26 protein-coding genes are annotated in these 25809 nt (G+C 63.7%); 10 read left to right on the top strand and 16 right to left on the bottom strand.

The window, feature by feature from the left end; translation table 11 throughout:
• Nucleotides 1–17: 17 nt before the first annotated feature.
• The 3 genes from RBB18_RS15405 to RBB18_RS15395 are packed head-to-tail and all read right to left on the bottom strand — an operon-like array spanning nucleotide 18 to nucleotide 2920.
• Nucleotides 18–1205: a phosphopentomutase gene (locus RBB18_RS15405; protein ID WP_306111433.1), complete on the bottom strand. Its 1188-nt coding sequence runs from the start codon at nucleotides 1203–1205 to the stop codon at nucleotides 18–20.
• Nucleotides 1202–2509, bottom strand: a complete 1308-nt coding sequence (locus tag RBB18_RS15400; RefSeq protein WP_103764855.1) for a thymidine phosphorylase — start codon at nucleotides 2507–2509, stop codon at nucleotides 1202–1204. The genes RBB18_RS15405 and RBB18_RS15400 overlap by 4 nt, the downstream gene beginning before the upstream one ends.
• 3 nt (nucleotides 2510–2512) lie before the next feature.
• Nucleotides 2513–2920, bottom strand: a complete 408-nt coding sequence (locus RBB18_RS15395) for a cytidine deaminase (protein ID WP_103764888.1) — start codon at nucleotides 2918–2920, stop codon at nucleotides 2513–2515.
• A 140-nt stretch (nucleotides 2921–3060) separates the two neighbouring features.
• Here RBB18_RS15395 and RBB18_RS15390 point away from each other — a divergent pair, with 140 nt between their 5' ends.
• Together RBB18_RS15390 and prpE are read left to right on the top strand one after the other, a co-directional pair.
• A complete protein-coding gene (locus RBB18_RS15390; RefSeq protein WP_306111434.1) occupies nucleotides 3061–5340 on the top strand; it encodes an NADP-dependent malic enzyme in 2280 nt (759 codons plus the stop codon).
• Nucleotides 5341–5462: 122 nt separating this feature from the next.
• Nucleotides 5463–7352 carry a propionate-CoA ligase PrpE gene (prpE, locus tag RBB18_RS15385; RefSeq protein ID WP_306111435.1) on the top strand — a complete coding sequence of 630 codons (1890 nt, stop codon included), beginning with the start codon at nucleotides 5463–5465 and terminating at the stop codon, nucleotides 7350–7352.
• A gap of 3 nt (nucleotides 7353–7355) precedes the next feature.
• Here prpE and RBB18_RS15380 read toward each other — a convergent pair whose 3' ends face one another.
• Nucleotides 7356–8123 carry an NAD kinase gene (locus RBB18_RS15380; RefSeq protein ID WP_274593451.1) on the bottom strand — a complete coding sequence of 256 codons (768 nt, stop codon included), beginning with the start codon at nucleotides 8121–8123 and terminating at the stop codon, nucleotides 7356–7358.
• A 161-nt stretch (nucleotides 8124–8284) separates the two neighbouring features.
• Between RBB18_RS15380 and glyA the strand changes: the two genes are divergently transcribed.
• Nucleotides 8285–9592, top strand: a complete 1308-nt coding sequence (gene glyA, locus RBB18_RS15375; RefSeq protein WP_103764851.1) for a serine hydroxymethyltransferase — start codon at nucleotides 8285–8287, stop codon at nucleotides 9590–9592.
• A gap of 53 nt (nucleotides 9593–9645) precedes the next feature.
• Here the strand turns inward: glyA and RBB18_RS15370 are convergent, their stop codons facing one another.
• Entirely contained in the window at nucleotides 9646–10020 is a 375-nt protein-coding gene (locus tag RBB18_RS15370) for a hypothetical protein (RefSeq protein ID WP_274593450.1), read from the bottom strand.
• A 72-nt stretch (nucleotides 10021–10092) separates the two neighbouring features.
• On the opposite strand from RBB18_RS15370, the gene RBB18_RS15365 reads away from it, so the two are divergent.
• Complete coding sequence (locus RBB18_RS15365) at nucleotides 10093–10866, top strand: alpha/beta fold hydrolase (protein WP_306111436.1); 774 nt, start codon at nucleotides 10093–10095, stop codon at nucleotides 10864–10866.
• Between the two features lie 44 nt (nucleotides 10867–10910).
• Here RBB18_RS15365 and RBB18_RS15360 read toward each other — a convergent pair whose 3' ends face one another.
• Complete coding sequence (locus tag RBB18_RS15360) at nucleotides 10911–11096, bottom strand: CTP synthetase (RefSeq protein ID WP_103764848.1); 186 nt, start codon at nucleotides 11094–11096, stop codon at nucleotides 10911–10913.
• A 977-nt stretch (nucleotides 11097–12073) separates the two neighbouring features.
• Here RBB18_RS15360 and RBB18_RS15355 point away from each other — a divergent pair.
• Both RBB18_RS15355 and RBB18_RS15350 read left to right on the top strand, forming a co-directional pair.
• Nucleotides 12074–12361: a hypothetical protein gene (locus tag RBB18_RS15355; RefSeq protein ID WP_146050097.1), complete on the top strand. Its 288-nt coding sequence runs from the start codon at nucleotides 12074–12076 to the stop codon at nucleotides 12359–12361.
• 300 nt (nucleotides 12362–12661) lie between these two features.
• On the top strand, nucleotides 12662–12982 hold the full coding sequence (locus tag RBB18_RS15350) for a transposase (protein WP_306111437.1): 321 nt from the start codon (nucleotides 12662–12664) through the stop codon (nucleotides 12980–12982).
• A gap of 87 nt (nucleotides 12983–13069) precedes the next feature.
• On the opposite strand, the gene lepA is transcribed toward RBB18_RS15350, so the two are convergent.
• Nucleotides 13070–14869: a translation elongation factor 4 gene (gene lepA / locus RBB18_RS15345; RefSeq protein ID WP_274593448.1), complete on the bottom strand. Its 1800-nt coding sequence runs from the start codon at nucleotides 14867–14869 to the stop codon at nucleotides 13070–13072.
• Nucleotides 14870–14971: 102 nt separating this feature from the next.
• Between lepA and RBB18_RS15340 the strand changes: the two genes are divergently transcribed.
• On the top strand, nucleotides 14972–15253 hold the full coding sequence (locus RBB18_RS15340) for an acylphosphatase (protein ID WP_103764844.1): 282 nt from the start codon (nucleotides 14972–14974) through the stop codon (nucleotides 15251–15253).
• Nucleotides 15254–15444: 191 nt separating this feature from the next.
• Nucleotides 15445–16290 (top strand): MBL fold metallo-hydrolase, encoded by an 846-nt coding sequence (locus RBB18_RS15335; RefSeq protein ID WP_103764843.1) that lies wholly within the window; start codon nucleotides 15445–15447, stop codon nucleotides 16288–16290.
• A gap of 3 nt (nucleotides 16291–16293) precedes the next feature.
• On the opposite strand, the gene RBB18_RS15330 is transcribed toward RBB18_RS15335, so the two are convergent.
• Nucleotides 16294–16881, bottom strand: coding sequence for a GcrA family cell cycle regulator (locus tag RBB18_RS15330; protein ID WP_306111438.1), 588 nt, complete (start codon nucleotides 16879–16881; stop codon nucleotides 16294–16296).
• Between the two features lie 125 nt (nucleotides 16882–17006).
• On the opposite strand from RBB18_RS15330, the gene RBB18_RS15325 reads away from it, so the two are divergent.
• The gene (locus tag RBB18_RS15325) at nucleotides 17007–17810 is read left to right on the top strand and encodes an ABC transporter permease (RefSeq protein ID WP_103764841.1); all 804 of its coding nucleotides are present in this window, start codon (nucleotides 17007–17009) and stop codon (nucleotides 17808–17810) included.
• Nucleotides 17811–17812: 2 nt separating this feature from the next.
• Here the strand turns inward: RBB18_RS15325 and RBB18_RS15320 are convergent, their stop codons facing one another.
• The 3 genes from RBB18_RS15320 to RBB18_RS15310 all read right to left on the bottom strand — a co-directional run bounded on the left by RBB18_RS15320 (nucleotide 17813) and on the right by RBB18_RS15310 (nucleotide 19609).
• Nucleotides 17813–18520 (bottom strand): bifunctional 2-polyprenyl-6-hydroxyphenol methylase/3-demethylubiquinol 3-O-methyltransferase UbiG, encoded by a 708-nt coding sequence (locus RBB18_RS15320; protein ID WP_103764840.1) that lies wholly within the window; start codon nucleotides 18518–18520, stop codon nucleotides 17813–17815.
• Nucleotides 18517–18867: a hypothetical protein gene (locus RBB18_RS15315; RefSeq protein WP_245890571.1), complete on the bottom strand. Its 351-nt coding sequence runs from the start codon at nucleotides 18865–18867 to the stop codon at nucleotides 18517–18519. Before RBB18_RS15315 ends, RBB18_RS15320 begins: the two co-directional genes overlap by 4 nt.
• Nucleotides 18868–19012: 145 nt before the next feature.
• On the bottom strand, nucleotides 19013–19609 hold the full coding sequence (locus RBB18_RS15310; protein ID WP_274593445.1) for a hypothetical protein: 597 nt from the start codon (nucleotides 19607–19609) through the stop codon (nucleotides 19013–19015).
• A 210-nt stretch (nucleotides 19610–19819) separates the two neighbouring features.
• Between RBB18_RS15310 and RBB18_RS15305 the strand changes: the two genes are divergently transcribed.
• Nucleotides 19820–20671, top strand: a complete 852-nt coding sequence (locus RBB18_RS15305) for a DUF4394 domain-containing protein (RefSeq protein WP_274593444.1) — start codon at nucleotides 19820–19822, stop codon at nucleotides 20669–20671.
• A 307-nt stretch (nucleotides 20672–20978) separates the two neighbouring features.
• Here the strand turns inward: RBB18_RS15305 and RBB18_RS15300 are convergent, their stop codons facing one another.
• From RBB18_RS15300 to RBB18_RS15280, 5 genes are all read right to left on the bottom strand, one after another.
• Nucleotides 20979–21563, bottom strand: a complete 585-nt coding sequence (locus RBB18_RS15300) for a GNAT family N-acetyltransferase (protein WP_306111439.1) — start codon at nucleotides 21561–21563, stop codon at nucleotides 20979–20981.
• Nucleotides 21563–22825 carry a pitrilysin family protein gene (locus RBB18_RS15295; RefSeq protein ID WP_306111440.1) on the bottom strand — a complete coding sequence of 421 codons (1263 nt, stop codon included), beginning with the start codon at nucleotides 22823–22825 and terminating at the stop codon, nucleotides 21563–21565. Before RBB18_RS15295 ends, RBB18_RS15300 begins: the two co-directional genes overlap by 1 nt.
• The gene (thrC, locus tag RBB18_RS15290; protein WP_306111441.1) at nucleotides 22822–24210 is read right to left on the bottom strand and encodes a threonine synthase; all 1389 of its coding nucleotides are present in this window, start codon (nucleotides 24208–24210) and stop codon (nucleotides 22822–22824) included. Before thrC ends, RBB18_RS15295 begins: the two co-directional genes overlap by 4 nt.
• Nucleotides 24207–24896 (bottom strand): SURF1 family protein, encoded by a 690-nt coding sequence (locus RBB18_RS15285; protein WP_306111442.1) that lies wholly within the window; start codon nucleotides 24894–24896, stop codon nucleotides 24207–24209. The genes thrC and RBB18_RS15285 overlap by 4 nt, the downstream gene beginning before the upstream one ends.
• A gap of 102 nt (nucleotides 24897–24998) precedes the next feature.
• Nucleotides 24999–25799, bottom strand: coding sequence for a cytochrome c oxidase subunit 3 (locus RBB18_RS15280; RefSeq protein ID WP_103764833.1), 801 nt, complete (start codon nucleotides 25797–25799; stop codon nucleotides 24999–25001).
• Between the last annotated feature and the right edge of the window lie 10 nt (nucleotides 25800–25809).

Raw genomic sequence — 25809 nt, 5'->3', positions numbered from 1 at the left:
GAAGGGCAACGCAGAGCTCAGGGAAGGAAAGACCGCCCCGGTCCGCGCTCGGCCAGCCCAAGATGCGCGGCCACGCTCGCGGCCACATCGACCAAATCCACGATTCCCGCCTCATGCGGCCCGACCCCGGCCGCCAGCACCGGCACCCGCTCGCGCGTGTGGTCGGTGCCGGGCCAGGTGGGGTCGTTGCCATGGTCGGCGGTGATCATCATCAGATCTCCGGGCCGCAGGCACGCCAGGCACCGGCCGATGCCAGCATCGAACCTCTCCAGTGCCTCGGCGTAGCCTTTCACGTCCCGCCGATGCCCGTATTTGCTGTCGAACTCGACGAAATTGGCGAATGTCAGGCTGCCCTCTTCGGCCCCGGCCACCGCCTGTTCCAGCGCCTCCATTAGCGTCGCATCGCTGCCGGTCACGACGTCGTCGATCCCCTGCATCGAAAAGATGTCGCCGATTTTGCCGATCCCGTGCACCCCGCGCCCCTCTGCACTGGCCCAGTCGCACAAGGTCGGCGCAGGCGGGGCCATGGCGTAATCCCTGCGCCTGCCCGTGCGCTCGAACCCCTCGGAGGCGGACCCGACGAAGGGCCGCGCGATCACCCGCCCGACGCCCATCTCGTGCAAGCGCGGTGCGATCGTGCGGCAAAGCTCCAGCAACCGATCCAGCCCGAACCGCTCTTCGTGCGCGGCGACCTGGAACACGCTATCGGTCGACGTATAACAAATCGGCCAGCCCGTACGCATGTGCTCAGCCCCCAGCGCCTTCAGGATCTCTGTACCCGACGCGTGGCAGTTCCCGAGAATCCCATCGACCCCTGCCGCCTCTTGGACCGCCGCCACCAGCGCCTCTGGAAAGGCCGGTATCGTCTGGGGAAAGACGTGCCAGGCAAACGGCATCGGCACCCCGGCCAGCTCCCAATGACCCGTCGGCGTATCCTTACCCGGCGAGATTTCCTGTGCCGCACCCCAGCATCCTTCGGGCGTCGCGCCCAGCCCCGGCGCCACCGCGCCCGATGCCAGCGTCACCGCCACCCCAAGCCCAAGCCGGTCAAGGTTGGGCAATCTCAGCCCACCAGCCCGCGCCTGCGCGATGTGGGCAAGCGTGTTGGCGCCGGTATCGGGAACAGGCCCGTTGAAAAACCTGTCGGCATCGGGCGCCCCGCCGATTCCCACCGAGTCCATCACCGCCAGAAACGCACGGGTCATGGACCGACATGCTCGATCACCAGGGGTTTCTCGGCAGGGGCCGACGGACCGATGGCCATCGCGTCGCGCACGATGGCCTCGGCGGCATCGGCATGGGCCGCACGGCTGGCGTGGATGCGCAACAAGGGCTGTCCCGCGATCACCTCCGTGCCCAAGGGCAGGATGTCGGACAGACCCACCGCCGGGTCGATCCGGTCGGTTTCAAGCTTCCGCCCGCCGCCCAGCGCGATCACCGCATGGCCAAGAGCCTCGCCATTTATGGAGGCGACAAAACCCGGCGCTTCGGCCGGGACCTCGCGGATGATCGTCGCCTCGGGCAGGAAACGCTGCCACGTATCGACGAACTGCACCGGCCCGCCCAACGCACGCAGCATCCGTCCAAAGACTTCTGCCGCCTGCCCGTTCTTCAAAACTTTCAGCACCTCGCGCGCGCCGCTTTCCGGGCTTGCGCAAAGCCCGCCATGATAAAGCGCCTCGCCGCCCAGATAGCAGGTCAGCTTCGCCAGCCGCCCCTCGACCGTTCCGGACAGGACGCGCATCGCTTCGGCCACTTCCACGGCATTGCCCGCCGACGGCGCCAATGGCTGGCTCATATCAGTGATCAACGCACTGCACCGGCATCCCGCCGCATTCGCCGTCTCCACCAGTGACTCGGCCAGCGCCCGCGCCGCGCCGATGTCCTTCATGAACGCGCCCGAGCCCTGCTTGACGTCCAGAACCAGGCCTGTCAGCCCCGCCGCAAGCTTCTTGGATAGGATCGAGGCAGTGATTAGATCGACGCTTTCCACCGTCCCCGACACGTCCCGCACCGCGTAAAGACGCCGATCCGCCGGGGCGATCTCGGCGCTGGCGGAAGCGATCACGACGCCGATTTCCTCGACGACCCTCTGCAACCGCCCGGTCTCCAACTCGGTCGAAACGCCTGGAATGGCCTCCAGCTTGTCCAGCGTGCCCCCGGTATGGCCCAGGCCGCGCCCCGAGATCATCGGCACAGCCGCGCCGCAGGCCGCCAACGCCGGCGCCAGCACCAGGCTGATGCAATCCCCGATACCACCGGTCGAGTGCTTGTCGAGGACAGGGCGGTCGGTGCGCCACCGCAAGATCTGCCCGCTGTCTCGCATCGCCAGCGTCAGTGCACGGCGGCTTTCGGGCGCAAGCGATTTCAGCAAAACCGCCATGGCAAAGGCCCCGGCTTGCGCATCGCTCACTCCGCCATCGGTCAGACCTTGCACGAAACTCGTGATCGCCTCACCGGACAGCGCGTCCCCGTCGCGTATCGCCGCTATGACCTGTCGTGCCTCCAAGGGTCAGCCATTCGCCATGTGATGTGTTGTAAAGGCACCGGGCAGCAATTCCTTCAACGTCCGCGTGACGGTGACACCGCCGAGCGTTGCCATGGTGACGAGCATCTCGCCGCTGCCGAACTCCGCCAGCTTTTGCCGACACCCGCCGCAAGGCGTCACAGGCTCGGGGCTGTCGGCGACGACCACGATCTCGGCAATTTCTGTTTCGCCGGCCGCGACCATCGCGGCGATCGCCCCGGCCTCGGCGCAGGTGCCTTCGGGATAGGCCACGTTCTCGACGTTGCACCCGGCGAACACCCGGCCCGTGCGCGTCGTCAGTGCCGCCCCGACCTTGAAGCCCGAATACGGGGCATGGGCATTCTTCCGCACACGCTGCGCCTCGTCCAGCAAACTCATTCGGCCTCCCGGCATGCTGCCTGCCTCCTCGCTCATTTGAGATTGCGTCGCCACGCCCTGATATGCAAGCTAACTGTGGCCCGGCATCAACAGGGCTGGAACATCCGGTCGATCGGATATAGTTTACCCTTAAACTAATTCTTGCAGAGGACCTCATGGCAGACAACGCGAACGAAAGCCTTCGCCAGGCGGCATTGACCTATCACGAGTTTCCCAAGCCCGGAAAACTCGAGATTCGTGCGACGAAACCGCTGGCCAACGGGCGCGACCTGGCCCGCGCCTATTCGCCCGGCGTCGCCGAGGCCTGTCTCGAAATCAAGGCCAATCCCACCGACGCCAGCCGCTATACCAGCCGCGCCAACCAGGTGGCCGTTGTCACCAATGGCACCGCCGTGCTGGGTCTTGGCAACATTGGCGCCCTCGCTTCCAAGCCGGTGATGGAGGGCAAGGCAGTCCTGTTCAAGAAATTCGCCAATATCGACTGCTTCGATCTCGAACTGGACGAGCAGGACCCCGAGCGCCTCGCCGAGATCGTCTGCGCGCTGGAGCCGTCCTTCGGCGCCATCAACCTTGAGGATATCAAGGCGCCCGACTGCTTCATCGTGGAAAAGATCTGCCGCGAGCGCATGAACATTCCCGTCTTCCACGACGACCAGCACGGCACCGCCATCGTCGTCGGCGCCGCCGCCACCAACGCGCTGCACGTGGCGGGCAAATCCTTCGAGGATATCAAGATCGTCTCGACCGGGGGCGGGGCCGCCGGCATCGCCTGCCTCAACCTGCTGCTGAAGCTTGGCGTGAAACGCGAAAACATCTGGCTCTGCGACATTCACGGTCTGGTCTACGAAGGCCGCTCCGAAGACATGAACCCGCAAAAGGCCGCCTTCGCCCAGAAAACCGATCTGCGCACGCTCGACGACGTGATCGAGGGCGCAGACCTCTTCCTCGGTCTTTCAGGCGCGGGCGTGCTGAAACCCGAACATGTCGCCCGGATGTCCGACAGCCCAATCATCCTCGCGCTGGCCAACCCGATGCCGGAAATCATGCCCGACGAAGTGCGCAAGATTGCGCCCAACGCGATCATCGCGACGGGCCGAAGCGACTTTCCCAACCAGGTCAACAACGTGCTCTGCTTTCCGTTCATCTTCCGCGGGGCGCTCGACGTGGGCGCCACGGACATCAACGACGCTATGCAGATCGCCTGCGTCGAGGCCATTGCCGAGCTGGCCCGCGCCACCACGTCAGCCGAGGCTGCCGCCGCCTACCAGGGCGAGCAGATGAATTTCGGGCCCGACTACCTGATCCCGAAACCTTTCGATCCGCGTCTGTCCAGCGTCGTGCCCACCGCGGTGGCCAAGGCGGCGATGGAATCGGGCGTTGCCGCGCGGCCCATCGAGGATCTCAACGCCTATTCGGCCAACCTTCAGGCGTCTGTTTTCAAATCCGCCCTCCTGATGCGCCCGGTCTTCGAGGCCGCGGCCACGGCCGCCCGGCGGATCGTCTTTGCCGAGGGCGAGGACGAGCGCGTATTGCGCGCCGCTCAGGCCATCCTCGAGGAAACGACCGAACTGCCAATCCTTATTGGCCGTCCTGACGTGATCGCCGCGCGTTGCGAACGCATCGGCCTGGAAATCCGCCCCGACAAGGATTTCAGCATCGTGAACCCGGAGCGTGACCACCGGTACCGCGACTACTGGGCCACGTATCACGACATCATGAAACGCCGCGGCGTCACGCCTGACCTTGCCAAGGCGATCATGCGCACCAACACCACCGCCATCGGCGCGATCATGGTATACCGCGAAGAGGCGGACTCGCTCATTTGCGGCACCTTCGGCGAATACCGCTGGCACATGAATTACGTCTCACAGGTGCTGGGCGACGCCGAACATCACCCGCACGGCGCCCTGTCGATGATGATCCTCGAGGACGGCCCGCTTTTCATCGCCGATACCCATGTGCGCATCCGCCCCACGCCCGAGGAACTGGCCGAAACCGCCATCGGCGCGGCTCGCCACGTCAAGCGCTTCGGCCTCGAGCCCAGCGTCGCCTTTTGCTCGCAGTCGCAATTCGGCAACCAGGGCAGCGATTCCGGCAACCGTCTGCGCGAGGCACTTCAGATCCTCGACCGCGAGCCGCGCAATTTCTGCTACGAAGGCGAGATGAACCTCGACGCCGCGCTTGACCCGGACCTGCGCCAACGGCTCCTGCCGGACAACCGCATGGAAGGCGCCGCCAACGTGCTTCTCTTTTCCAATGGCGACACCGCTTCGGGCGTGCGCAACATCCTGAAAATGAAGGCCGGCGGGCTCGAGGTCGGGCCGATCCTGATGGGCATGGGCAATCGGGCACATATCGTGACACCGTCGATCACCGCGCGCGGATTGCTCAACATGGCCGCCATCGCCGGCACCCCGGTGGCCCATTACGGCTGACGCACCCGGGATATTCCCTTATCCGGGCGGCTTGCGGTATTGTGCCACGGGCCGTCCGGACAGCCTTGTCTTGGCGCATTGCCCTGGCGTAAACGAGGCGCGAGGACCGTGGAGGGGATACAATGGCATACAATGATGTTTACGAAGGCTGGAAAAGCGATCCTGAAGGCTTCTGGATGCAGGCCGCCGAAGCTATCGACTGGGACGAAAAACCCTCCAAGGCGCTTTTCGATGACAAGGCTCCTTTCTATGAGTGGTACAGCGACGGCAAGGTGAACGGCTGCTACAACGCAGTTGATCGTCATGTCGAGGCCGGACGCGGCGATCAGGTGGCAATCATCCACGACAGCCCGATCACCGACAGTATCTCCAAGATCACCTATGCCGAACTCAAGGACCGTGTCGCCAGCCTTGCCGGGGCGCTGCGGGCCAAGGGCGTGCAAAAGGGCGACCGCGTCATCATCTACATGCCCATGGTCCCCGAGGCGCTGGAGGCGATGCTGGCCTGCGCCCGCATCGGCGCGATCCACTCGGTCGTCTTCGGCGGCTTCGCGGCCCACGAGCTGGCCGTACGTATCGACGACGCCAAGCCGAAATGCATTATCGCCGCCTCCTGCGGGCTGGAGCCCGACCGCGTCGTCCACTACAAGCCCCTGCTTGACGGCGCAGTGGACCAAGCCTCGCACAAGCCCGATTTCTGCGTGATCTTTCAACGCGAACAGGAGACGGCCACCCTGACCGAGGGGCGCGATGTCGACTGGCACGACTTCCAGAAAGGCACCGAACCCGCCGATTGCCTGCCGGTCGAGGGCAACCACCCCGCCTATATCCTCTACACCTCCGGTACCACCGGCGCACCTAAGGGGGTTGTCCGGGCCACGGGCGGCCACCTCGTGGCGCTGAACTGGAGCATGAAGAACATCTACAATGTCGATCCGGGCGACGTGTTCTGGGCCGCGTCCGACGTGGGCTGGGTCGTGGGACACAGCTATATCTGCTATGCGCCGCTCATTCACGGCAACACCACCATCGTGTTCGAGGGCAAACCCGTCGGCACGCCTGACGCCGGTACGTTCTGGCGGGTGATCGAGGAGCACAAGGTGAAGTCCTTCTTCACCGCGCCCACCGCCTTCCGCGCGGTAAAGCGCGAGGACCCGCATGGCGAATACCTCAAGAAATACGACTTGTCAGGTCTGGGCGCCATCTACCTCGCTGGCGAACGCGCCGACCCCGATACCATTGAATGGACGCATAAAATGACCGGAAAGCCGGTCTATGACCACTGGTGGCAGACCGAAACCGGCTGGACCATCGCGGGCATGCCGGCGGGGATCGAGGCGCTGCCGGTCAAGATCGGCTCGCCCACCGTGGCGATGCCCGGCTATGACATCCAGATCCTCGACGATGCGGGTCACCCCGTGGCCCCCGGCACACTGGGCGCCATCGCCATCAAGCTGCCCCTGCCCCCGGGCACCCTGCCCACGCTCTGGAACGCCGAGGACCGTTTTCGAAAAAGCTACCTCGACCATTTTCCAGGCTATTATGAGACCGGCGACGCCGGGATGGTCGACGAAGATGGCTATGTCTGGATCATGGCGCGCACCGATGACGTCATCAACGTCGCGGGTCACCGCCTCTCGACCGGCGGGATGGAGGAAGTTCTGGCCAGCCACCCCGACGTGGCCGAATGCGCGGTGATCGGTGTCAGCGACGAACTCAAGGGGCAACTTCCCGTGGGCTTCGTTTGCCTGACCAAGGGCGTCGACCGCCCGCATGAAGAGATCACTGCCGAATGCGTCAAGCTGGTGCGCGACCAGATCGGCCCCGTCGCGGCCTTCAAGCTGGCCGTGGTCGTGGACCGTCTGCCCAAGACCCGCTCGGGCAAGATCCTGCGCGCCACCATGGTCAAAATCGCCGACAATCAGGACTACAAGATGCCAGCGACGATCGACGATCCCGCCATCCTGGACGAGATCCGCGACGCGCTGCAAACCATCGGCCTGGCGAAGTAGGGCTTAGCTGAACTGCTCCCGCAGCAGCCGTTCCTCCAGCCCGTGTCCCGGATCGAACAATATCCGGTGCTGAATGGTAGGATCGGACCGCACCTCGACCGACAGGACATTTCGGATGGAACTGCTGTCCGCATCCGCCATCACCGGCCGCTTTTCGGGGTCCAACACGTCGAACCGCACATGCGCGTTCTTGGGCAAGAGCGCCCCGCGCCACCGCCTGGGCCGGAACGCCGCCACCGCGGTCAGCGCCAGAACGTCCGACCCGATCGGCAGGATCGGTCCGTGCGCGCTGTAGTTATAGGCCGTGGACCCGGCAGGCGTCGCCAACAGGCAGCCGTCGCAGCTCAGTTCTTCCAAGCGCAACCGCCCGTCCACCGTGATCCGCAGCTTGGCCGCCTGCGGTCCCGCCCGCAGCAGAGACACCTCGTTGATCGCCAACGCCTCATGCGTTTGCCCATTTTTATCCGTGGCAGACATGAACAGCGGGTTGATGACTTCTTCTTCGGCCTCTTCCAACCGCTCAAGCAGATCCGATTCGCTGTATTCGTTCATCAGGAAGCCGACAGTACCGCGATTCATACCGTAAACCGGCTTTCCCAGCTTCTGTACCGCGTGCAGCGTCTCGAGCATGAACCCGTCGCCGCCCAGCGCCACAATCAGATCCGCGTCCTCGGGCGTGGCATCGCCGAACCGCGCAGCAAGCGCCGCTCGGGCGGTCTGTGCAATGGGCACGTTGCTGGCGACAAAGGCGATTTTCTGCGGATTGCCCATTTTGGCTACCTTGATTTGTTCCGGAAGTTGATCGAAGCATAAAATGCGCCTTCGTACCAGCGATGCCGGTCCGCAGGTGACATGTGTCGCATTACCGCCTTTCAAAAAGACGGTGTATCCGATACGAAATCGCTTGGCTCGCAATGTGGAGGACATCAAAAATGGCGCACGACGGAAATCAAGAATTTGTTTCAGAAGGCTTTTTCACGGAATCGCTGACGTCTCGCGACCCCGATATCGCCGAAGCCATCCAGAAAGAGCTCGGTCGTCAACGCGACGAAATCGAGCTTATCGCATCGGAAAACATCGTCTCTGCCGCCGTGATGGAAGCGCAAGGCAGCGTGATGACCAACAAATACGCCGAAGGTTACGCCGGCCGGCGCTACTATGGCGGCTGCCAGTTCGTCGACATTGCCGAGAATCTGGCCATCGAGCGCGCATGCAAGCTTTTCGACTGCGGCTTTGCCAACGTGCAGCCCAATTCGGGCAGCCAGGCGAACCAGGGCGTGTTCACCGCCCTTCTGCAACCGGGCGACACGATCCTGGGCATGAGCCTCGACGCAGGCGGCCACCTGACCCACGGCGCGGCCCCCAACCAATCGGGTAAGTGGTTCAACGCCGTGCAATACGGCGTCCGCAAGGAAGACAACCTGATCGACTACGACCAGGTCGAGGCGCTGGCAAAGGAACACCAGCCCAAGATGCTGATCGCCGGTGGCTCCGCCGTACCGCGCCAGATCGACTTTGCCCGCATGCGCGAGATCGCCGACATGGTCGGCGCCTACCTGCACGTGGATATGGCCCACTTTGCCGGCCTGGTGGCCGCAGGCCTGCACCCCTCGCCCTTCCCGCACGCGCATGTCGCCACGACCACAACACACAAGACACTGCGCGGCCCGCGCGGCGGCATGATCCTGACCAATGACGAGGCGCTGGCGAAGAAGTTCAACTCCGCCATCTTCCCGGGCATCCAGGGCGGCCCCTTGATGCACGTGATCGCCGCCAAGGCCGTCGCCTTTGGCGAGGCCCTGCGGCCCGAGTTCAAGTCCTACATCCAGCAGGTCATCACCAACGCGCAGGCTATGAGCGACCAACTGATTAAGGGCGGGCTGGATACCGTGACCCACGGCACCGACACCCACGTCCTGCTGGTCGACCTGCGGCCCAAGGGCGTCAAAGGCAACGCGACCGAGAAGTCGCTGGGCCGTGCCCACATCACCTGCAACAAGAACGGCGTTCCCTTCGACCCCGAGAAGCCCACCGTCACCAGCGGCATCCGTCTCGGCTCGCCCGCCGGAACGACCCGTGGTTTCGGCGAGGCGGAATTCCGCCAGATCGCCGACTGGATCGTCGAGGTGGTCGACGGGCTTGCAGCCAACGGTGAGGACGGAAACGGCGATGCCGAGGCCAAAGTCAAAGCCGAGGTCGCGGACCTTTGCGCCCGCTTCCCGCTTTACCCGAACCTCTGATCTCGGTCTGACCTATCCTGGAAACCCGCGTAAGCCATTGCTTGCGCGGGTTTTTATATGACACCCTGCCAGCGCAGCGCGATAAGTACCAGCGCGCCAAGGATCAACAGGTTGAACACCAAACCGGCCAGCCAGTGGATCAGTCGACTGCGCCGCCGGTCGGCCGCGTCGATGGCTTTCAGGTGCGTCTCCAAAGCCTCGAAAGCCTTCTCGACACGCGCCTCATCGACTTGGGTGGCCAACCGCGGATGCGCCAATTTCCGCTCCGCGTCCACCAGGAACCGGCCTTCGTCCCGAAGGCGCTTGGGCAAAAGCCGCCCGGCGCGGCGCAGCCGCGTGGCAAGCGTCTTGCCCCGAAGCCCCAGCTTTTCGTGAAGCTGCTTTTCAAGCGCCTCGCGCCGTGTGCCAAATTGTTTGCGATCAATCACTTAAGCCACCTCTCGGCGGCGCACACTAGGCGCAATTGATTGCGGGGGCAATGGCGTGTATTGGCTTGTGCCATGCTGAATGTCATTCACCACGCGTCCCAAGGCACGAAGCCGCCGCTTCTCATCGCTCACGGCCTTTATGGTTCGGGCCGCAACTGGGGAGTCATCGCCAAGCGGCTGTCCGACAGGGGCCCGGTCATGGCCGTCGACATGCGCAATCACGGCACAAGCCCTTGGTTTTCCGAGCATTCCTACGAGGACATGGCCGCTGACCTCGCCGAGGTGATTGAGGCCAAAACTGACGGTCCGATTGACGTGCTCGGGCATTCCATGGGCGGCAAGGCGGCGATGGTGCTGGCATTGACCCGGCCCGACCTTGTGCACCGCCTGATCGTGGCCGACATCGCGCCGGTCAGCTATGGTCACAGCCAGGCGCAGTATATCGACGCGATGCGCAGCGTGGACCTGTCGGCGATCACCAAGCGGTCGGATGCGGAGGCGCAGTTGAAAGGCGTCGTCGATGATCCGGCGCTCATTCCCTTCTTCACGCAATCGCTTGATGTGAAAGAAAAAAAATGGCGCCTCAACCTCGATACGCTCGAGGCCGAGATGCCGAAGATCCTCAGCTTTCCCGACTTGGACGGCCGGTTCGACGGCAAGACGCTGTTTCTGTCCGGTGCGAATTCCAACTACGTCGCGCGAGAGTACCGCGCCCGTATCAAGGACCTGTTCCCCGACGCGACCTTCATCAAGATCAAGGACGCGGGCCACTGGCTGCACGCCGAGCGGCCGCGCGAATTTGAATCCGCCGTGCGCGGATGGCTGGAAAATACCGCGTCGGTATAGCGTCGGTATCCGGGTGGCATCGCGTCGGTGCGATATCCCCGGCGTCAGCGGGCCTGATAAAGCTGTTTCGCCACGATCCACGATACCGGAAATGCCACGACGAACCCCGCCGCCGCTGTGACCAGGATCGGCGTCAGCGTGTCATAGCCCATGGCCAGCGCCGCGATGACGAACGAGCCGGCAAGGGTGGATCCGATGAAAACGTGCAAGATAACCATCAACCAGATCATGATGGGTCTCCTCAGTCAGGATGTTGCGCAGCCGGACCATAGCGCGACAGCGGCGCAGCAACCTTGATCTGGGTCACGTGATCTGTGACCAAATTGCGCAGATATGGTGAATTTTGCAATCCGAGCCGCCAGATCTGGTTGACCGCCGACAAAGCGCGCTATATCGCGATGGTACAGGTGTTAGACGCGGTAGCATCAACTGACAGCGGGGTCCGGCGGCCATTTGCCACGGACCCCGTTCGCGTTCCGACCTACTGCCATTCGGCGCATCGGAAGAAATAAAGGCGCCAGGTGCTCAGACGCGGTCTTTGCATCGCGGGGGTCACCCCGCACCCTGACGCCTTTGCCGAACTGACCACCCCGAGGGGCATCCGGCCCGGCTTTGCCGCCGGCCTCTAAGAGACCCTTGGCGATCCCGCCACCCGAGGGCAACGACATCGTACCATCCCCGTCGCCGGACATGGCCGCCTTGGCACCCGAAGGCGCCTTGGCCACGAACATGGGGCAGGCCCCGGTCCGTTTGCATCGACCCGGCGCGACACGCGGCTTGTCCTTCCCTCGAAAGCGACGGACATCCCGGGCATCGGCCTGAACTGGCTTGAGCGGTCGCTAAGGCCCTGCGGCCCCCGGTTCCGCCCGCGCCGGTCCCGAGGGGCCTTTGCGGTGCTGCGTTGGGTCAGCGACCCGTTGCAGTCATTGGAATGACACACCCGAAACCGCCGTCGGGCAAGAAAAAAGCACTGCGGCATCAAAATTTCTTGGGGATAACCTTTTGATATCCCAATGGGAATTTCTGTGGATAAGTCAGAAAACGCTTGTGATCCAGCACACTTGGTCGGGGACAAACGCAATCATTCGGAGAGCGCGTGCACCGGCAAGGATTCTGCAGTTGCAAATTAACCTTTCTCGCAAAATTGACTCAGAGAAGAACGACTCACGTGATATGTTGGTGAGACACTACACCAGGGTGGGGACCCATGCTTAAAACAACATTATGCGCCGCGACAGCGGCATTTCTGGTCATGGCCGACACGGCCAAGGCGGACTCGTATATCTTGGTCAGCTGCTATCGCGGCCCGTGGAACGAAGTGATCTGGGACAAGGCGAACCCGAACTTCGTCCAGTCACTGATCGACGCGGGCTACAATACGACCGAGGCCACCAGCATCGCCGACTATATCTGTCGCGATCCAAGGCTGGTGGACAACCCGATCGCGCTGGCGAAGGAAGTGCGGGCAGCTGTGAGGGCCGCGCCGCGGGGGTGAGGGATAAGGCCGGGCGGTGACGCCCGGTTTCAATTTCCCGCATTCGTAGGGTTGGTGAAAACCCACGAAGCAAAACGCGTCATCGCGCGTGGGTTATCACCCACCCTACATGGTTTATTAACCTTGTCGCGGAATTATGGGCGTATGCCCAGATACCGACGCCTTCATGTTCCAGCTGGGACATACTTCTTCACTGTCACACTTGCAGACAGGTCCGCGACGACCCTCACCGATGAAATAGATCTTCTGCGGTCGGTCTATGCCTCGGTCACCGCGCAACACCCTGTGCACTGCGACGCGATGGTCATTCTTCCCGATCAAATCCATGCGGTCTGGACGTTGCCGCCCGACGACGCTGATTTCTCGATACGGTGGAAAAAGATCAAGTCCGTGTTTTCACGGCACTGCGTGGCCAGCGGATATGCCAACCGAAGCCGAATGCGCAAAGGTGAGAAAGGGATCTGGCAGCGGCGATTCTGGGAACACGCGATCCGCGATGACGCGGACTTTGTCGCGCATGTGAACTATTGCCATTTCAACCCGGTAAAACACGGATTGGTCGAGCACCCTGAGGATTGGCCTTATTCGACGGTACATCGAACTATCCGCGCGGCTGCCTAGGGTGGGTGATAACCCACGCGCTAAGGAACGTCGCGCCGCGTGGGTTATCACCCACCCTACGCCAATTTTTCACCGGGGTGCGCGCCCTCAGCTGTCCATTTTCAATGCGCTGATAAACGCTTCCTGCGGGATATCCACCTTCCCGAACTGGCGCATCTTCTTCTTGCCGGCTTTCTGCTTGTCCAAGAGCTTGCGCTTCCGGCTGGCGTCGCCGCCATAGCACTTGGCGGTCACGTCCTTGCGCAGGGCCGACAACGTCTCTCGCGCGATCACCTTGCCGCCGATGGCCGCCTGGATCGGGATCTTGAACATGTGGCGCGGGATCAGGTCCTTCAATTTTTCGCACATCGCTCGACCGCGCATCTCGGCCCGGTCGCGGTGCACCATCATCGACAGCGCGTCCACAGGCTCGTCATTCACCAGCACGGACATCTTCACCAGGTTGTCCTCGCGGTAGCCTTCCAACTGGTAATCGAAGGACGCATAGCCGCGCGTCACCGATTTCAGCCGGTCGTAGAAGTCGAACACCACCTCGTTGAGTGGCAGGTCATAGACCGCCATCGCGCGGCTGCCGGCATAGGTCAGGTCAAGCTGGATGCCCCGCCGGTCCTGGCACAGCTTCAGCACATCGCCCAGGAATTCGTCTGGCACCAGGATCGTCGCCTTGATGCGCGGCTCCTCCACATGGGCCACGACCGACGGGTCGGGCATGTCGGCCGGGTTGTGCAGGTCGATCTGCGTGCCGTCCTTCATGTAGACGTGGTAGATCACCGAGGGCGCGGTGGTGATCAGTTCGATATCGTATTCCCGTTCGATCCGGTCGCGGACCACCTCGAGGTGCAGAAGGCCAAGGAAACCGCAGCGGAACCCGAAGCCCAGCGCGGTGGAGCTTTCCATCTCGTAGCTGAACGACGCGTCATTGAGCGCCAGCTTCTCGATGGCGTCGCGCAGGTCCTCGAACTCTGCCGAATCCACCGGGAAAAGCCCGCAGAAGACCACGGGTTGCGACGGGTTGAAGCCCGGCAGCGGCTCGGGCGTCTGGTTCTTTTCCAGCGTGATGGTGTCGCCCACGCGGGTGTCGCGCACCTGCTTGATCGAAGCGTTGAGATAGCCGATCTCGCCCGGTCCCAGTTCTTTGACCGCCTTCATCGATGGGCGGTAGACGCCGATATCGTCCACGTCATAGATGCCGCCGGTCTTCATCATGCGGATGCGGTCGCCCTTTTTCAGCACGCCGTCGACGATGCGTATAATACAGATCACGCCCAGGTACTGGTCGTACTTGCTGTCCACCAGCATGGCCTTCAGCGGCGCGTCGCGGGTGCCCGTGGGCGGAGGCAGCAATTTGACGATGGCTTCCAGCACCTCGCGGATGCCCTCGCCCGTCTTGGCCGACACCGGGATCGCGCCCGAGGCGTCGATGCCGATGACATCCTCGACCTGCTCGGCCACGCGGCTGATATCCGAGGCGGGCAGGTCGATCTTGTTGAACACCGGAACGATCTCGTGGTCAGCGTCGATCGCCTGGTACACGTTGGCCAGGGTCTGCGCCTCGACGCCTTGGGTGGAATCCACGACCAGCAGCGAGCCCTCGACCGCCCGCATGGAGCGCGAGACCTCGTAGGCGAAATCGACATGGCCGGGCGTGTCGATCAGGTTCAGCACGTAATCCTCGCCATCGAGCGCGGTATACTCGATGCGCACCGTGTTGGCCTTGATGGTGATGCCGCGCTCGCGCTCGATATCCATCGCGTCCAGAAGCTGTTCCTTCATGTCCCGGTCCGGCACCGTGTCGGTGGCCTGGATCAGCCTGTCGGCCAGCGTCGATTTCCCGTGGTCGATATGCGCCACGATGGAGAAATTGCGGATATGCGAAAGCGGTGTCATGGGCAGGGTATGTAGCGGAAATCAAAGGTGGTCAAGGTGGCTTGAGCACGCGGGACACGAGTGCGAAACGCCCTATGTCATTCCCGAGAACAGGAGGCGACCATGCATAACGAGACGACACTGACCGGCGTTCTGGTCACCGGCAAGGTGCAGGGCGTGAATTACCGCGCCTGGACGCAGGAAGAGGCGCGGTCACGCGGTCTGCGCGGCTGGGTCAAGAACGAGGCGGACGGGTCGGTCCGGGCCGTTCTGTCAGGGCCGGAAGAGGCCGTGGCGGACATGCTGCGCGCGATGGAAAAGGGCCCACCGGCGGCAAATGTCGCGCGGGTGGAGCCGGAGCCCGCCGAGGCACCGGATCAGGACGGGTTCGAGATCCTGCGCTGACGGCGCGTCCTTGGCGCGACGTCATCCCGGACTTGATCCGGGATCTCCTGCTCGTGGGCACGACGCGACGGCCAACGCGCCACCGATATGCTTCTGAAACAGGCATTGCACCACACCGTGCAGCGTCGCCGCCCGCGTAAAGCTGACTTTCGCGCCCCATGCGCTACACTTCTCGGCAGGAGGTACTGCCGATGGTCCGACTCGCCATTTTGCTCGCCACGCTTGCAACGTCAGTCTTGGTCCAGGACGTCGTGGCGCAAGAGGCCGAGCGCAAGCCCAGCCATTGTCTGTCGATCGCCCAGTCCGCGCCGGGGCTTGAGTATATCCAACAGGCCAGTTTTCGTGATCCGGTGCCGCAGGACCGCGTGCGCCTGCATTACATCGCCCACGCCTCTTTCCTGATCCAGGCTCATACCGGCACCAGTGCCATCACCGATTTCACAGGCTTTATCGGCAACGTGGATTTCCTGCCGGATGTCGTGACGATGAACCACGCCCACGAAACCCACTGGACGCCCTTTCCCGACCCCGCCATCCCCAACGTCCTGCCCGGCTGGGGCGAAGAGCATGGCGCAGGGGTCGATCATTATGTCGATCTGGGCGACATGGTGATCCGCAATGTCTCGACCGATATCCGCTCGCGCTATGGCGCGCCGGCCGAGCCCGAGGGCAACTCGATCTTCGTGTTCGAAACGGCGGGGCTGTGCATCGGCCACCTGGGCCACCTGCACCACATGCCGACGGATGAGCAATTCGCGGCCCTGGGCCGGGTGGATGTGCTGCTGGCGCCGGTCGACGGGGGCTACACGCTGCCCCTGCCCCGGATGATCGAGACGGTCAAACGCCTGCGGTCGTCCATCGTCATCCCCATGCACTGGTTCGGCGACGGCACGCTTCAGGCGTTTCTGGCCGCGATGGAAGAGGAGTTCGCCGTGGTGCGCACCGAGGACAGCGCGCTGACCGTGTCGCTGGATACGCTTCCGGGGCAGCCCACGGTGATGGTGCTGCGGCCCCGGTGGCTGTCAGAGCCGGACTAATGCCTAGCGTTTCCGGTCGCGGCGCGAGCTCATGGGCTGGAAGGCGACGCCGACATGGGCCTCGCAATAGGGCTTGCCGGATTTCACAGGCAGACCGCAGAACCAGAAATCCGGCGTCGCCGGGTCGCCCACGGGCCATTTGCAGGTCCGCTCGGTCAGTTCCATCAGCGACAGCTTCTTCGCCTTCTTCTCGATTTCGCTGACCTTGGCCAGCGCCTCGGGGTCGATCTCGTTCGCAGACGGTTGCGGCGGCAGGGGTTGGCCCGCCGGGATGATCGCCTTGATGCGGCTTGCCGCGGCGGTCGGCGCCGGCTCTTCCTTGGGCTCGGGCGCCTTAGGTTCAGCCTTCGGAGCGGCGGCCTTGGGCTTGGGAGCGGGCTTGGCCTTGGCGGCGGGCTTGGCCTTGGCCGTGCTTTCCGAGGCCGCGGCCCCGTTGCCCGACCCGCTGCGGTTCGACAGGCCAAGGCGGTGCACCTTGCCGATCACCGCGTTGCGGGTCACGCCGCCCAGTTCCTTGGCGATCTGGCTGGCCGACTGGCCCTCGCCCCACATCTTCTTCAGCAGTTCGACGCGCTCGTCACTCCAGGACATGAGCCACCTTTCATTGGTTCGTCACGCCGCCGATGCATCGGGGGCGTGGTCTTTTTTCCAGTTGCCCTATTCTAATCACTGGGCGTTGAGTTACAAGGCGTCCGAAGGCGACAATCGAGGCAGAGATGCAGGAATTCCACGAAATGGGCAGCCGCCGCTTCGGGCGGGTCAACTGGCTTGGTCTGGCCACGCTGGCCAAGCGCGAGACGCAGCGGTTTCTCGCCGTCTGGACGCAGACGCTGATGGCGCCGCTGGCAACGGCGGGGCTTTTCATGGTGATCTTTTCCATCGCCATCGGAGAGCGCCGGGGCGACGTGATGGGCGTGGATTTCACCACCTTCATCGCGCCCGGCATCCTGATGATGACGGTGATCCAGAACAGCTTCGCCAACACGTCGTCCTCGATCGTGATTTCCAAGGTGCAGGGCAATATCGTCGACACGCTGATGCCGCCCCTGTCGCCGGCCGAGCTGGTGTTGGGCTACCTGGCCGGGGCCGTGGCGCGAGGCGTACTGGTGGCGCTGGCCATCGCGGTGGGGCTGGCGCTGTTCCTGGGGATCGTACCGGCGCATCCGCTAATCTGGCTGGGCTTCGTGACGCTGGGCGCGGCGTTTCTGGGCGCGCTTGGTATGGTCGCGGGCATCTTCGCGCAGAAGTTCGACCAGATGGCGGCGATCACCAACTTCATCGTCACGCCGCTCGCGTTCCTGTCCGGCACGTTCTACTCGGTCGAGGCGCTGCCCGGCGCGCTTTACACGATCAGCCACGTGAACCCGGTTTTCTACCTGATGGACGGGGGGCGCTACGGCATGATCGGCGTGTCGGACAGCAGCGTGTCGCTGGGCGCGGTGATCGTGCTGGGCTCGACACTGGTCGTCTCGGCCCTGGCCTGGGCGCTCTTTCGCAAAGGGTACCGCCTGAAGGCCTGAGCCTATCGCGGGCTCAGCGCGCAGACATGGCGCACCTTGCGGCCGTCGCGGAAATAGTCGTGCATGCCCCGCCGGTCCTCGCCCAGGATCAATTCGTGGTCGATCCAGGTCGTCTCGTAATCCAGCGCCTCGGCCATGAAATCGGTGGCCTTGCGCGACGGCACGCCAACCACGGTATGGCTGCGCCCCTCAACCTCGGTCACGGCGTTCAGCGGGTTCGAGACTTCTTCCTTCAGCACCTGGATCATGGCGTTGTCCAGCACGATGAACTCGCTGTCGATGACGACCAGCCCGGGCGCCAGCGCGCGAATGAGCGACAACAGGCGGAAGTGGTCCATCACGTGGTAAAAGATACCGTAAAGCGCCACCACGTCGAACCGCTCGCCCGCCGCGCCCCGCGCCTCCAAATCGGCGAAAAGATCGCCGCAGGTCAGCCGCACGCGCGGCTTGAAGTCGGTGTCCGGGAAGGCGTCGAACCGCGCCACCAGTTCGGACCGCGCCTCGACCCCCACGACCTCGGACGCGCCGGCGGCGGCCAGCGCGTAGGACCACCGCCCGTCATGGGCGGCGATGTCCAGCACGCGGGCGCCTTCGATCTGCGGCCGGAACGGCTCGATGATCAGCTTGTGACGCTGGTTCAGCCGGTAGATCGTGGTTGCGTTGTCGTCATAGGGGGGGAGCTCGGCCAGAAAGTCGAACAATCCGCTCATCGGCACAGGCGCTCGGCGCGTTCTCCATAGGCGCGGTACGCCTTCCAGAAGCTTTCATCCCGGGTCCGGCTCGACTGGCGGATTTCCTGTGCCTTGTGCGGGTCGCGATAGAACGCCGCCGCACGGCGCTGGTCGGAACCGTTCAGTGTCTGGTCCGCCGCCGCCTGGATACAGCCGCAGAGCGCGCGCGACCGGCCCTTTCGGTCCGACGCCATGCATGCATTGGCGATCGGGCCGGACGCCATCGGCGCGGCCCGGCTGACCGTGCCGCTGCGCCCGTCGAAGCGGTCTGGTTGGCCACAGCCGGCAAGACCGAGCGCCATGAGAGTCATCAATAATTTTTTCATCAGGACTGTCCTGCTCTGTCCTCGAGGTGGCGGCGGGATCGCGGGTTTGCCCCGTCTTGGCCGCACCGTTTCGTTAACCTTCAATGAGGTTGATATTGCCCCATCGCCCGGGGTTTTTCAATCGGGATGACGCGGGCCGCGACGCTCAGTCCTGCGACGGGTTCTCTTCGGGGCGCGTGGTGTCGTACTGATCGCCGGGCGAGGTAAAGCGTGTCCACCGCGCCGGCAGGATCGAGCCCGAAGTGAGCGCCAGGTTTTCGCCGTTGGCCGGCATGAACCAGATCTCGGCCCCGATGCCGTCGCTGTCGCGCTCGCGCACCACGGCGCGGCGCGGAATGCGGATTTCCACGCGGACACCATCGCGATACGGCTGGCCCGTGCCCATGCAGGTGGCCGAGGCGCCGACATAGCTTTCGGCCGGCGCAACCTCGTTGAACACCCTGAGATCGTGCAGCACCACCTGCCCGTCCACGGCCAACGATCCGGGCGCCAGAAGGTCGCGCACATGCGGGCGCACATAGGCTGTCAGCCGCTCGCTTTGCGCCCAGACACCGCAAAGCGCCAACTGCCCGTCGATGGCCCGGCGCGGCTCGACCGCCACGGTGATGCCGCCGCCGGTGCTGAAATCGCCGCCGCCCAGCGTGATATCGTCGGTCAACGGCACGGTGTCGGGCGCGGCCATGGCGCTCCCAGACACGCTGAACGCGGCCAACGCGGCAGTTAGAAAGGCGCGGAATGACATGATGCAGCTCTCCGTTGTGAGTTGCCCAACGCTACACAGCCTTTCCATGCGCTTCAACAGGACCGTCAACACCCCTGCGTGAAACCGCGAACGTGTAGTGCCGAAAAAAAATTGTGCGCACTGAAACTTCTCTCGATCACGGTCCGTGTTTCTGATCAAGCGCCGGCCAGGAAGGCTGGTTGCGCAAGCTAAGAAAGAGAGAGGATTACAATGTATACTCGTACCATTACCGCTGTTTCCGCCCTGTCGATGCTGGGGGGTGCCGCTCTTGCAGACGATCATGCCGCAGATATGGGCTTTGCCCTTGCCAATGACGGCATGACCCTTGTCTCCATGGCCGACATCACGTCGCCCACCGACGTGCAGACCATGGACCTGAGCGAGGCGCTGGATGCCATCGCATGGCGCCCCGTCACCGGCGAACTTCTGGGCTTCAAGAACGGCATGGTCGTCACCATCGACCCCGCGAGCGGTGAAATGACCGATCTCGAAGCGTCGTTCAACGAAGACGCCATGGTGGCCGACGGCTCCAAGGTCGCGTTCGACTTCAACAACAAGATCGACGCCGTCCGCGCCGTGTCTTCGGAAGAAGACAACCTGGTCTATTTTCCCAAGGATTTCAGCGCCGAGGACAAGGCCGGCAAGGTCGTTCGCGTGAATGATCTGGCCTATGCCGAAGGCGACGCAAATGCCGGCGCCGACCCGGTGATCTATGCCAACGCCTATACCAACGCGATCAACGGCGAGACCGCCGGCAGCACGTTCCAGTACGCGCTGGATGCCGAGACGGATTCGCTGGTCAGCCTCGCCAACAACGAAGGCACGCTGGAAACCATCGCGGAAGTCACCGTCGACGGCGAAGCCGTGGACCTGAGCGACTGGGGCGGCTTCGACATCATGTCGCCGTCCGAGGGCGAGGACATGGCCTATGCCATCCTGCAGATGGAAGGCGCAGACAGCGCCGGCTTCTACACCATCAACCTGGAAACGGGTGAAGCCATGATGCAGGCCGATCTGGGCATGGGCGGCTTCACCGCGCTGGCCATCGCACAGGCGCGCTAAGCCAAGACTTGCGTAACGAGTTCTCTGTTGGGTTCGTAACGAGTGATGAGGGGGGTCTTCGGGCTCCCCTCTTTTTATGCTTACGTCTTAAGTGTAGCCGCGGGATTGCCAGACCGCGGGGTGGCGAACCAACTGGTATTCAGAGCACTTTATCGCAGCCAAATCCGCAAAAACTCAATCGGAGCACCAACGTTAAACAATCGCCAGCCCGGGGGGCGGTCTGGCGATCGCGCGGCTGCGCGTCTACGCCGCGCCTTTATTCCGCGCGAAGGATCAGTTAGTCGTCGCGGCGGGGTGAAACCCCGCCCTACCCCACATCCGTCCGCCCGCGCCGGTCGCCGCGCAGCGCGGCATACAGAACATGCGTCCGCCAGCGCCCTGCGATCTGCAAGTAACTCTGCGCCACGCCCTCGTACTTGAACCCGCAGCTTTCCAAAAGCCTCCGAGACGGCGCGTTTTCCGGCAGGCAGGCCGCCTCCAGCCGTGACAGGTCCAACCGCTCGAACGCATAATGCGACATCGCCTGCAATGCCTCGCGCATGTAACCCATCCGCGCATAGGGCTGGCCTGTCCAGTAACCCAGCGTCCCCGATTGAGCCGGGCCACGGCGGATATTGTCCAGCGTGATCGCGCCCACCAGCGCATCATCTTCGCGCCGGAACAGGAACAGCGGCACCGCCGACCCCGAGGAGATTGACCGCTGCGACCAGTAGACCCGGCTCGCAAATCCCTTGCGCGACAGGTGGTCGGCGGCCCATTGCGGCTCCCACGGGGTCAGGAAATCGGCGCTGCCTTCGCGCAAGGAAGACCACTCGCGGAAGTCGGTCAGGACGGGCTCGCGCAAGGTCAGGCGTTCCGTCTCGATCCGGATCTTCCGGCGCGGCAGGAACATCAGGCCGCGCGCCTTTCCTGCAAGGTCTGCAGTGACGGTGCATGGCTCACGGGCCCGTAAAGCGCCAGCGCGGCAGGCGCTTGCGTCGCGATCACCTCGGCATGGGATTTGAGATCTGCAAGCGTGACCGCGTCGATCCGCTCGACCACTTCGTCGAGGTCGGGCACCCGGCCCCAGATCTGCATCATGCGCGCCGACCGCTCGGCCCGGTTCGACGGGCTTTCCAGCCCCATCAGCAACCCGGCCTTCATCTGCGCGCGCGCCCGGTCCAGCTCGGCCTGGCTGAAATCCTCGGCTGCGCGCTTCATCTCGTCCACCGTCAGCCGGCCAAGGCTTGCCATCTCGTCCGCCGAGGTCCCGGCATAGATCGTCAGCATCCCGGTATCCGAATAGGCCCCGGCCTGCGCGAAGATCGTATAGCACAGCCCCCGCCGCTCGCGGATCTCCTGGAACAGGCGCGAGGACATCGAGCCGCCCAGCGCCGAGGCATAGATCTGCGCGGTGTGAATGTCCGGGCTGGAATAGTTCGAGCTTTCGAACGCCATGGCGAAATGCGCCTGTTCCAGCGTCCGCACGGTGCGCGTCTCGCCACCGGCGAACTTGGCAGTCGGCGGCGCGATGGTTTTGGAGGGCTGCATGTCGCCGAACGCCTCTTCGGCCAGTTTGACCAGCGCATCGTGATCCACGGCACCGGCAGCGGACAGGATCATCTGCCCCGGACGATAGCGCTGATCGACGAACCGCGTCAGGTCATCCCGCGAAAAGCTGCGCACCCGTTCCTCGGGGCCAAGGATGGTGCGGCCCAGCGGATGGTTGGGATAGGCCTGCTCCTGCAACCAGTCGAAAATGATGTCGTCAGGCGTGTCCAGCGCCTGCCCGATCTCCTGCAGGATCACGCCCCGCTCCACCTCGATCTCGCGCGCGTCAAACACCGGGTTACGCAGAATGTCAGACACCACGTCCAGCGCCAGCGGCACGTCATCGGCCAGAACGCGGGCATAATAGGCCGTCACCTCGCGGCTGGTATAGGCATTGATATAGCCGCCCACATCCTCGATCGCCTCTGCGATTTCCAGCGCGTTGCGCCGCTTGGTGCCCTTGAAGGCCATGTGTTCGAGGAAATGCGCGATACCGTTCTGCGCGGCGTCCTCGTGCCGGGCGCCAGCCAGAACCCACACGCCGATGGCCGCCGATTGCAGGCCGGGCATATGTTCGGTGACGATGCGAAATCCGTTGTCGAGAGTGGTCAGGTTGACGGTCAATTCGGGATGCGGTCCTTGATGAGGGTTTCGATGGCGGCAAGGTCGTTCTCGACCCGCGTCACGCGTTCCGACCGCTCATACAGGTCGGCCATACGTTCCGGCAAGGGGGGATGTTGGCCGCTGGCCTCTTCCACCGCCGCCGGGAATTTCGCCGGGTGCGCCGTCGCCAGCGTGATCATCGGGGTGGCCGCGTCGCGCATTTCCTCGGCCACCTTCACGCCCACGGCGGAATGCGGGCACAGCAGTTCCCCGGCGGCGTTCCACGTCTCCAAGATCGTCGCGCGGGTCTCGTCCTCAGCGCAGCGGCCCGAGGCGAAGCTCTCCTGCAAGGCCTCCAGCGCGCCCTGGCTGACCGAGAAGCCCCCGGCCTTCAGCTCGTCCATCAGCTGCGCCACGGCCGCGCCGTCCTGATCGTAGGCATAGTAAAGCGCCCGCTCGAAATTGGAGCTGACCTGGATATCCATCGACGGGCTGATCGACGGGATCACGCCGTCGGGCCGGTATTCCGACGTGGTCAGGCAGCGATGCAGGATGTCGTTCTGGTTGGTGGCGACGATCAGCTGATCGATCGGCAGGCCCATGCGCTTGGCGATGTAGCCTGCGAAGATGTCGCCGAAATTGCCCGTGGGCACGGTGAAACTGACCGTGCGCTCCGGCGCGCCCAGCGACACGGCGGAGGTGAAATAGTACACCACCTGCGCCAGAACCCGCGCCCAGTTGATCGAGTTCACCCCGGCCAGGCCGACCGCATCGCGGAACTGAAAATCGTTGAACATGTCCTTCACCCGCGCCTGGCAGGCGTCGAAATCGCCGTCCACGGCGATGGCGTGCACGTTGTCCTCGGTGGGCGTGGTCATCTGCCGCCGCTGCACCTCGCTGACCCGACCATGGGGGTAGAGGATGAAGACATCCACCTTGTCCAGCCCCCGGAACGCCTCGATCGCGGCCGAGCCGGTATCGCCCGAGGTCGCGCCCACGATGCACACCCGGTCGCCCGAGCGTTTGAGCGACGCCTCGAAAAGCTGGCCGATCAGCTGCATCGCGAAGTCCTTGAACGCGAGCGTGGGGCCGTGAAACAGCTCCAGCAGGAAATGTCCGGCGTCCAGTTGCTTCAACGGCGCGCGTGCGGCGTGGCCGAACCCGGCATAGGTCTTGGCGATGATGGTGCGGAACTCGTCATCGGTGAAGGCGTCGCCAATGAAGGGCCGCATGATGCTAAACGCCGCCTCTTCATAGCTGACGCCGTGCAGCGCCTTGATGTCGTCCGCCGAAAGCGCCGGGATGCTCTCGGGCAGGTAGAGCCCCCCGTCCCGCGCCAGCCCGGTCAGCATGGCTTCCTCGAAACTCAAGACGGGCGCGTTGCCCCGGGTCGAGATGTATTTCATCGGTCCAGTCCTTTTGCGGCGCCACGGCCGCGGAAGATATAGAATGCGGTCATCCCCAGCCAGATGACGGCCAGCGAGAACCAGGTGATCGCATATTGCAAGTGATCGTTCGGAATGTGCGCGGTGTCCACCGGCAAGGGCGTCACGGCGTCCTCAGGTTGCGACAATTCACGTGCCACCAGCAACACCGGCTCGGTGTCCAGCACGTCGGCCATCTGGCCCAGGTCCCTTGCGAACCACGTGTTGCCCGCGACATCGTTCTCGGGCGTCGAGCTGTTGCGGTCTTCGGGCCAGTGCAGGTTGCCGGCGACGGTCAGTTCGCTGTCGGGCGCAGGCTCCAGCGTGTCACTTTGCCGGATAAAGCCGCGATCCACCAGGATGCGCCGCCCCGTTGCGGTCTCGAACGGCGAGATCACTAGGTATCCCGCCCCCACCTGCTTGCGGCTGACCAGAACCCGCAGCGCGCCCTCGCCGAATTGCCCGGTCACGATAACCGGCAGGTACCTGTCGGCCTCGGGATCGAAACTCTCGGGCAGGGCCACAGGCTCAGCGGCGATCCGCGTCTCGATCTGCGACAGGATGCCTTCCTTCCAGTCCAGCCGCTGCATTTGCCACACGCCCAGCCAGATCAGCACGGCCGCACCGGCCAGGCCGAAGATCAGCGGAAGTAACAGGTTTCTCTGCATGACGCCCCATCTGACGCGAAAATGCGGAAGGCACCCCCTCCGCATCTTCCTCTGGCTTCAAGTATCCCCGCCGGAGGCAGAGAATTTTCGTACGAAAATTCTTCAGCCGCCCCAGATGTAGACCGCGGCGAACAGGAACAGCCACACCACGTCGACGAAGTGCCAGTACCAGGCGGCGGCCTCGAAGCCGATGTGGTTTTCCGGGGTGAAATGGCCCTTCAGCACCCGCATCAGGCAGACGAACAGGAAGATCGTGCCGATCACCACGTGCGCCCCGTGAAAGCCCGTCGCCATGAAGAAGTTGGCGCCGTAGATGTTGCCGGAGAAGCCGAAGGCCGCGTGGCTGTATTCATAGGCTTGCAACACGGTAAAGATCGCGCCCAGCGCAATGGCGATGGTCAGGCCCCACTTGATGTCGTCGCGGTTGTCCTCGTGCACCAGCGCGTGGTGCGCCCAGGTCGCCGCCATCCCAGAGCACAGCAGGATCAGCGTGTTGATCAGCGGCAGGTGCCAGGGGTCGAACGTCTCGATCCCCGCCGGAGGCCAGACGCCGTCCTGGATCGGGGACATCTCGCCCATCGGGTAGATCGCGTGCTTGAAGAAGCTCCAGAACCAGGCCGCGAAGAACATGACCTCGGACATGATGAACATGATGAAGCCGTAGCGCAGGCCGATCCGCACCACCGGCGTGTGATCGCCTGCGTGGTTCTCCTTGATCGTGTCGGCCCACCAGCCGAACATCACGTAGGCGACGCCCACGAAGCCGGCCAGCAGCATCCACGGCCCGCTGCCGTGGAAGAACAGCACCGCGCCGAACAGCATGACAAACCCGGCAAGTGCGCCCAGCAAGGGCCAGATTGAGGGGTTCAGAATGTGGTAGTCGTGATTTTTTTCATGTGCCATCTGGCTTGGT

This window comes from Roseovarius sp. MMSF_3298 (assembly GCF_030733705.1).
Lineage (GTDB): Bacteria > Pseudomonadota > Alphaproteobacteria > Rhodobacterales > Rhodobacteraceae > Roseovarius > Roseovarius confluentis.
Note: the sequence above shows the minus strand (reverse complement) of the source record. Positions and strands in the feature narration are given on the sequence as shown.

Bases quoted from the DNA above. Each gene is read 5' to 3' on its own strand.
- RBB18_RS15305 (WP_274593444.1), top strand. From the start codon at position 19,820: ATGTATACTCGTACCATTACCGCTGTTTCCGCCCTGTCGATGCTGGGG.
- RBB18_RS15335 (WP_103764843.1), top strand. From the start codon at position 15,445: ATGGTCCGACTCGCCATTTTGCTCGCCACGCTTGCAACGTCAGTCTTG.
- lepA (WP_274593448.1), bottom strand. From the start codon at position 14,869: ATGACACCGCTTTCGCATATCCGCAATTTCTCCATCGTGGCGCATATC.
- prpE (WP_306111435.1), top strand. From the start codon at position 5,463: ATGGCATACAATGATGTTTACGAAGGCTGGAAAAGCGATCCTGAAGGC.
- RBB18_RS15360 (WP_103764848.1), bottom strand. From the start codon at position 11,096: ATGATCTGGTTGATGGTTATCTTGCACGTTTTCATCGGATCCACCCTT.
- RBB18_RS15285 (WP_306111442.1), bottom strand. From the start codon at position 24,896: ATGCAGAGAAACCTGTTACTTCCGCTGATCTTCGGCCTGGCCGGTGCG.
- glyA (WP_103764851.1), top strand. From the start codon at position 8,285: ATGGCGCACGACGGAAATCAAGAATTTGTTTCAGAAGGCTTTTTCACG.
- RBB18_RS15315 (WP_245890571.1), bottom strand. From the start codon at position 18,867: ATGAAAAAATTATTGATGACTCTCATGGCGCTCGGTCTTGCCGGCTGT.
- RBB18_RS15355 (WP_146050097.1), top strand. From the start codon at position 12,074: ATGCTTAAAACAACATTATGCGCCGCGACAGCGGCATTTCTGGTCATG.
- RBB18_RS15365 (WP_306111436.1), top strand. From the start codon at position 10,093: ATGCTGAATGTCATTCACCACGCGTCCCAAGGCACGAAGCCGCCGCTT.
- RBB18_RS15340 (WP_103764844.1), top strand. From the start codon at position 14,972: ATGCATAACGAGACGACACTGACCGGCGTTCTGGTCACCGGCAAGGTG.
- RBB18_RS15380 (WP_274593451.1), bottom strand. From the start codon at position 8,123: ATGGGCAATCCGCAGAAAATCGCCTTTGTCGCCAGCAACGTGCCCATT.
- RBB18_RS15280 (WP_103764833.1), bottom strand. From the start codon at position 25,799: ATGGCACATGAAAAAAATCACGACTACCACATTCTGAACCCCTCAATC.
- RBB18_RS15390 (WP_306111434.1), top strand. From the start codon at position 3,061: ATGGCAGACAACGCGAACGAAAGCCTTCGCCAGGCGGCATTGACCTAT.
- thrC (WP_306111441.1), bottom strand. From the start codon at position 24,210: ATGAAATACATCTCGACCCGGGGCAACGCGCCCGTCTTGAGTTTCGAG.
- RBB18_RS15310 (WP_274593445.1), bottom strand. From the start codon at position 19,609: ATGTCATTCCGCGCCTTTCTAACTGCCGCGTTGGCCGCGTTCAGCGTG.
- RBB18_RS15325 (WP_103764841.1), top strand. From the start codon at position 17,007: ATGCAGGAATTCCACGAAATGGGCAGCCGCCGCTTCGGGCGGGTCAAC.
- RBB18_RS15405 (WP_306111433.1), bottom strand. From the start codon at position 1,205: ATGACCCGTGCGTTTCTGGCGGTGATGGACTCGGTGGGAATCGGCGGG.
- RBB18_RS15395 (WP_103764888.1), bottom strand. From the start codon at position 2,920: ATGCCGGGAGGCCGAATGAGTTTGCTGGACGAGGCGCAGCGTGTGCGG.
- RBB18_RS15320 (WP_103764840.1), bottom strand. From the start codon at position 18,520: ATGAGCGGATTGTTCGACTTTCTGGCCGAGCTCCCCCCCTATGACGAC.
- RBB18_RS15300 (WP_306111439.1), bottom strand. From the start codon at position 21,563: ATGTTCCTGCCGCGCCGGAAGATCCGGATCGAGACGGAACGCCTGACC.
- RBB18_RS15350 (WP_306111437.1), top strand. From the start codon at position 12,662: ATGGTCATTCTTCCCGATCAAATCCATGCGGTCTGGACGTTGCCGCCC.
- RBB18_RS15330 (WP_306111438.1), bottom strand. From the start codon at position 16,881: ATGTCCTGGAGTGACGAGCGCGTCGAACTGCTGAAGAAGATGTGGGGC.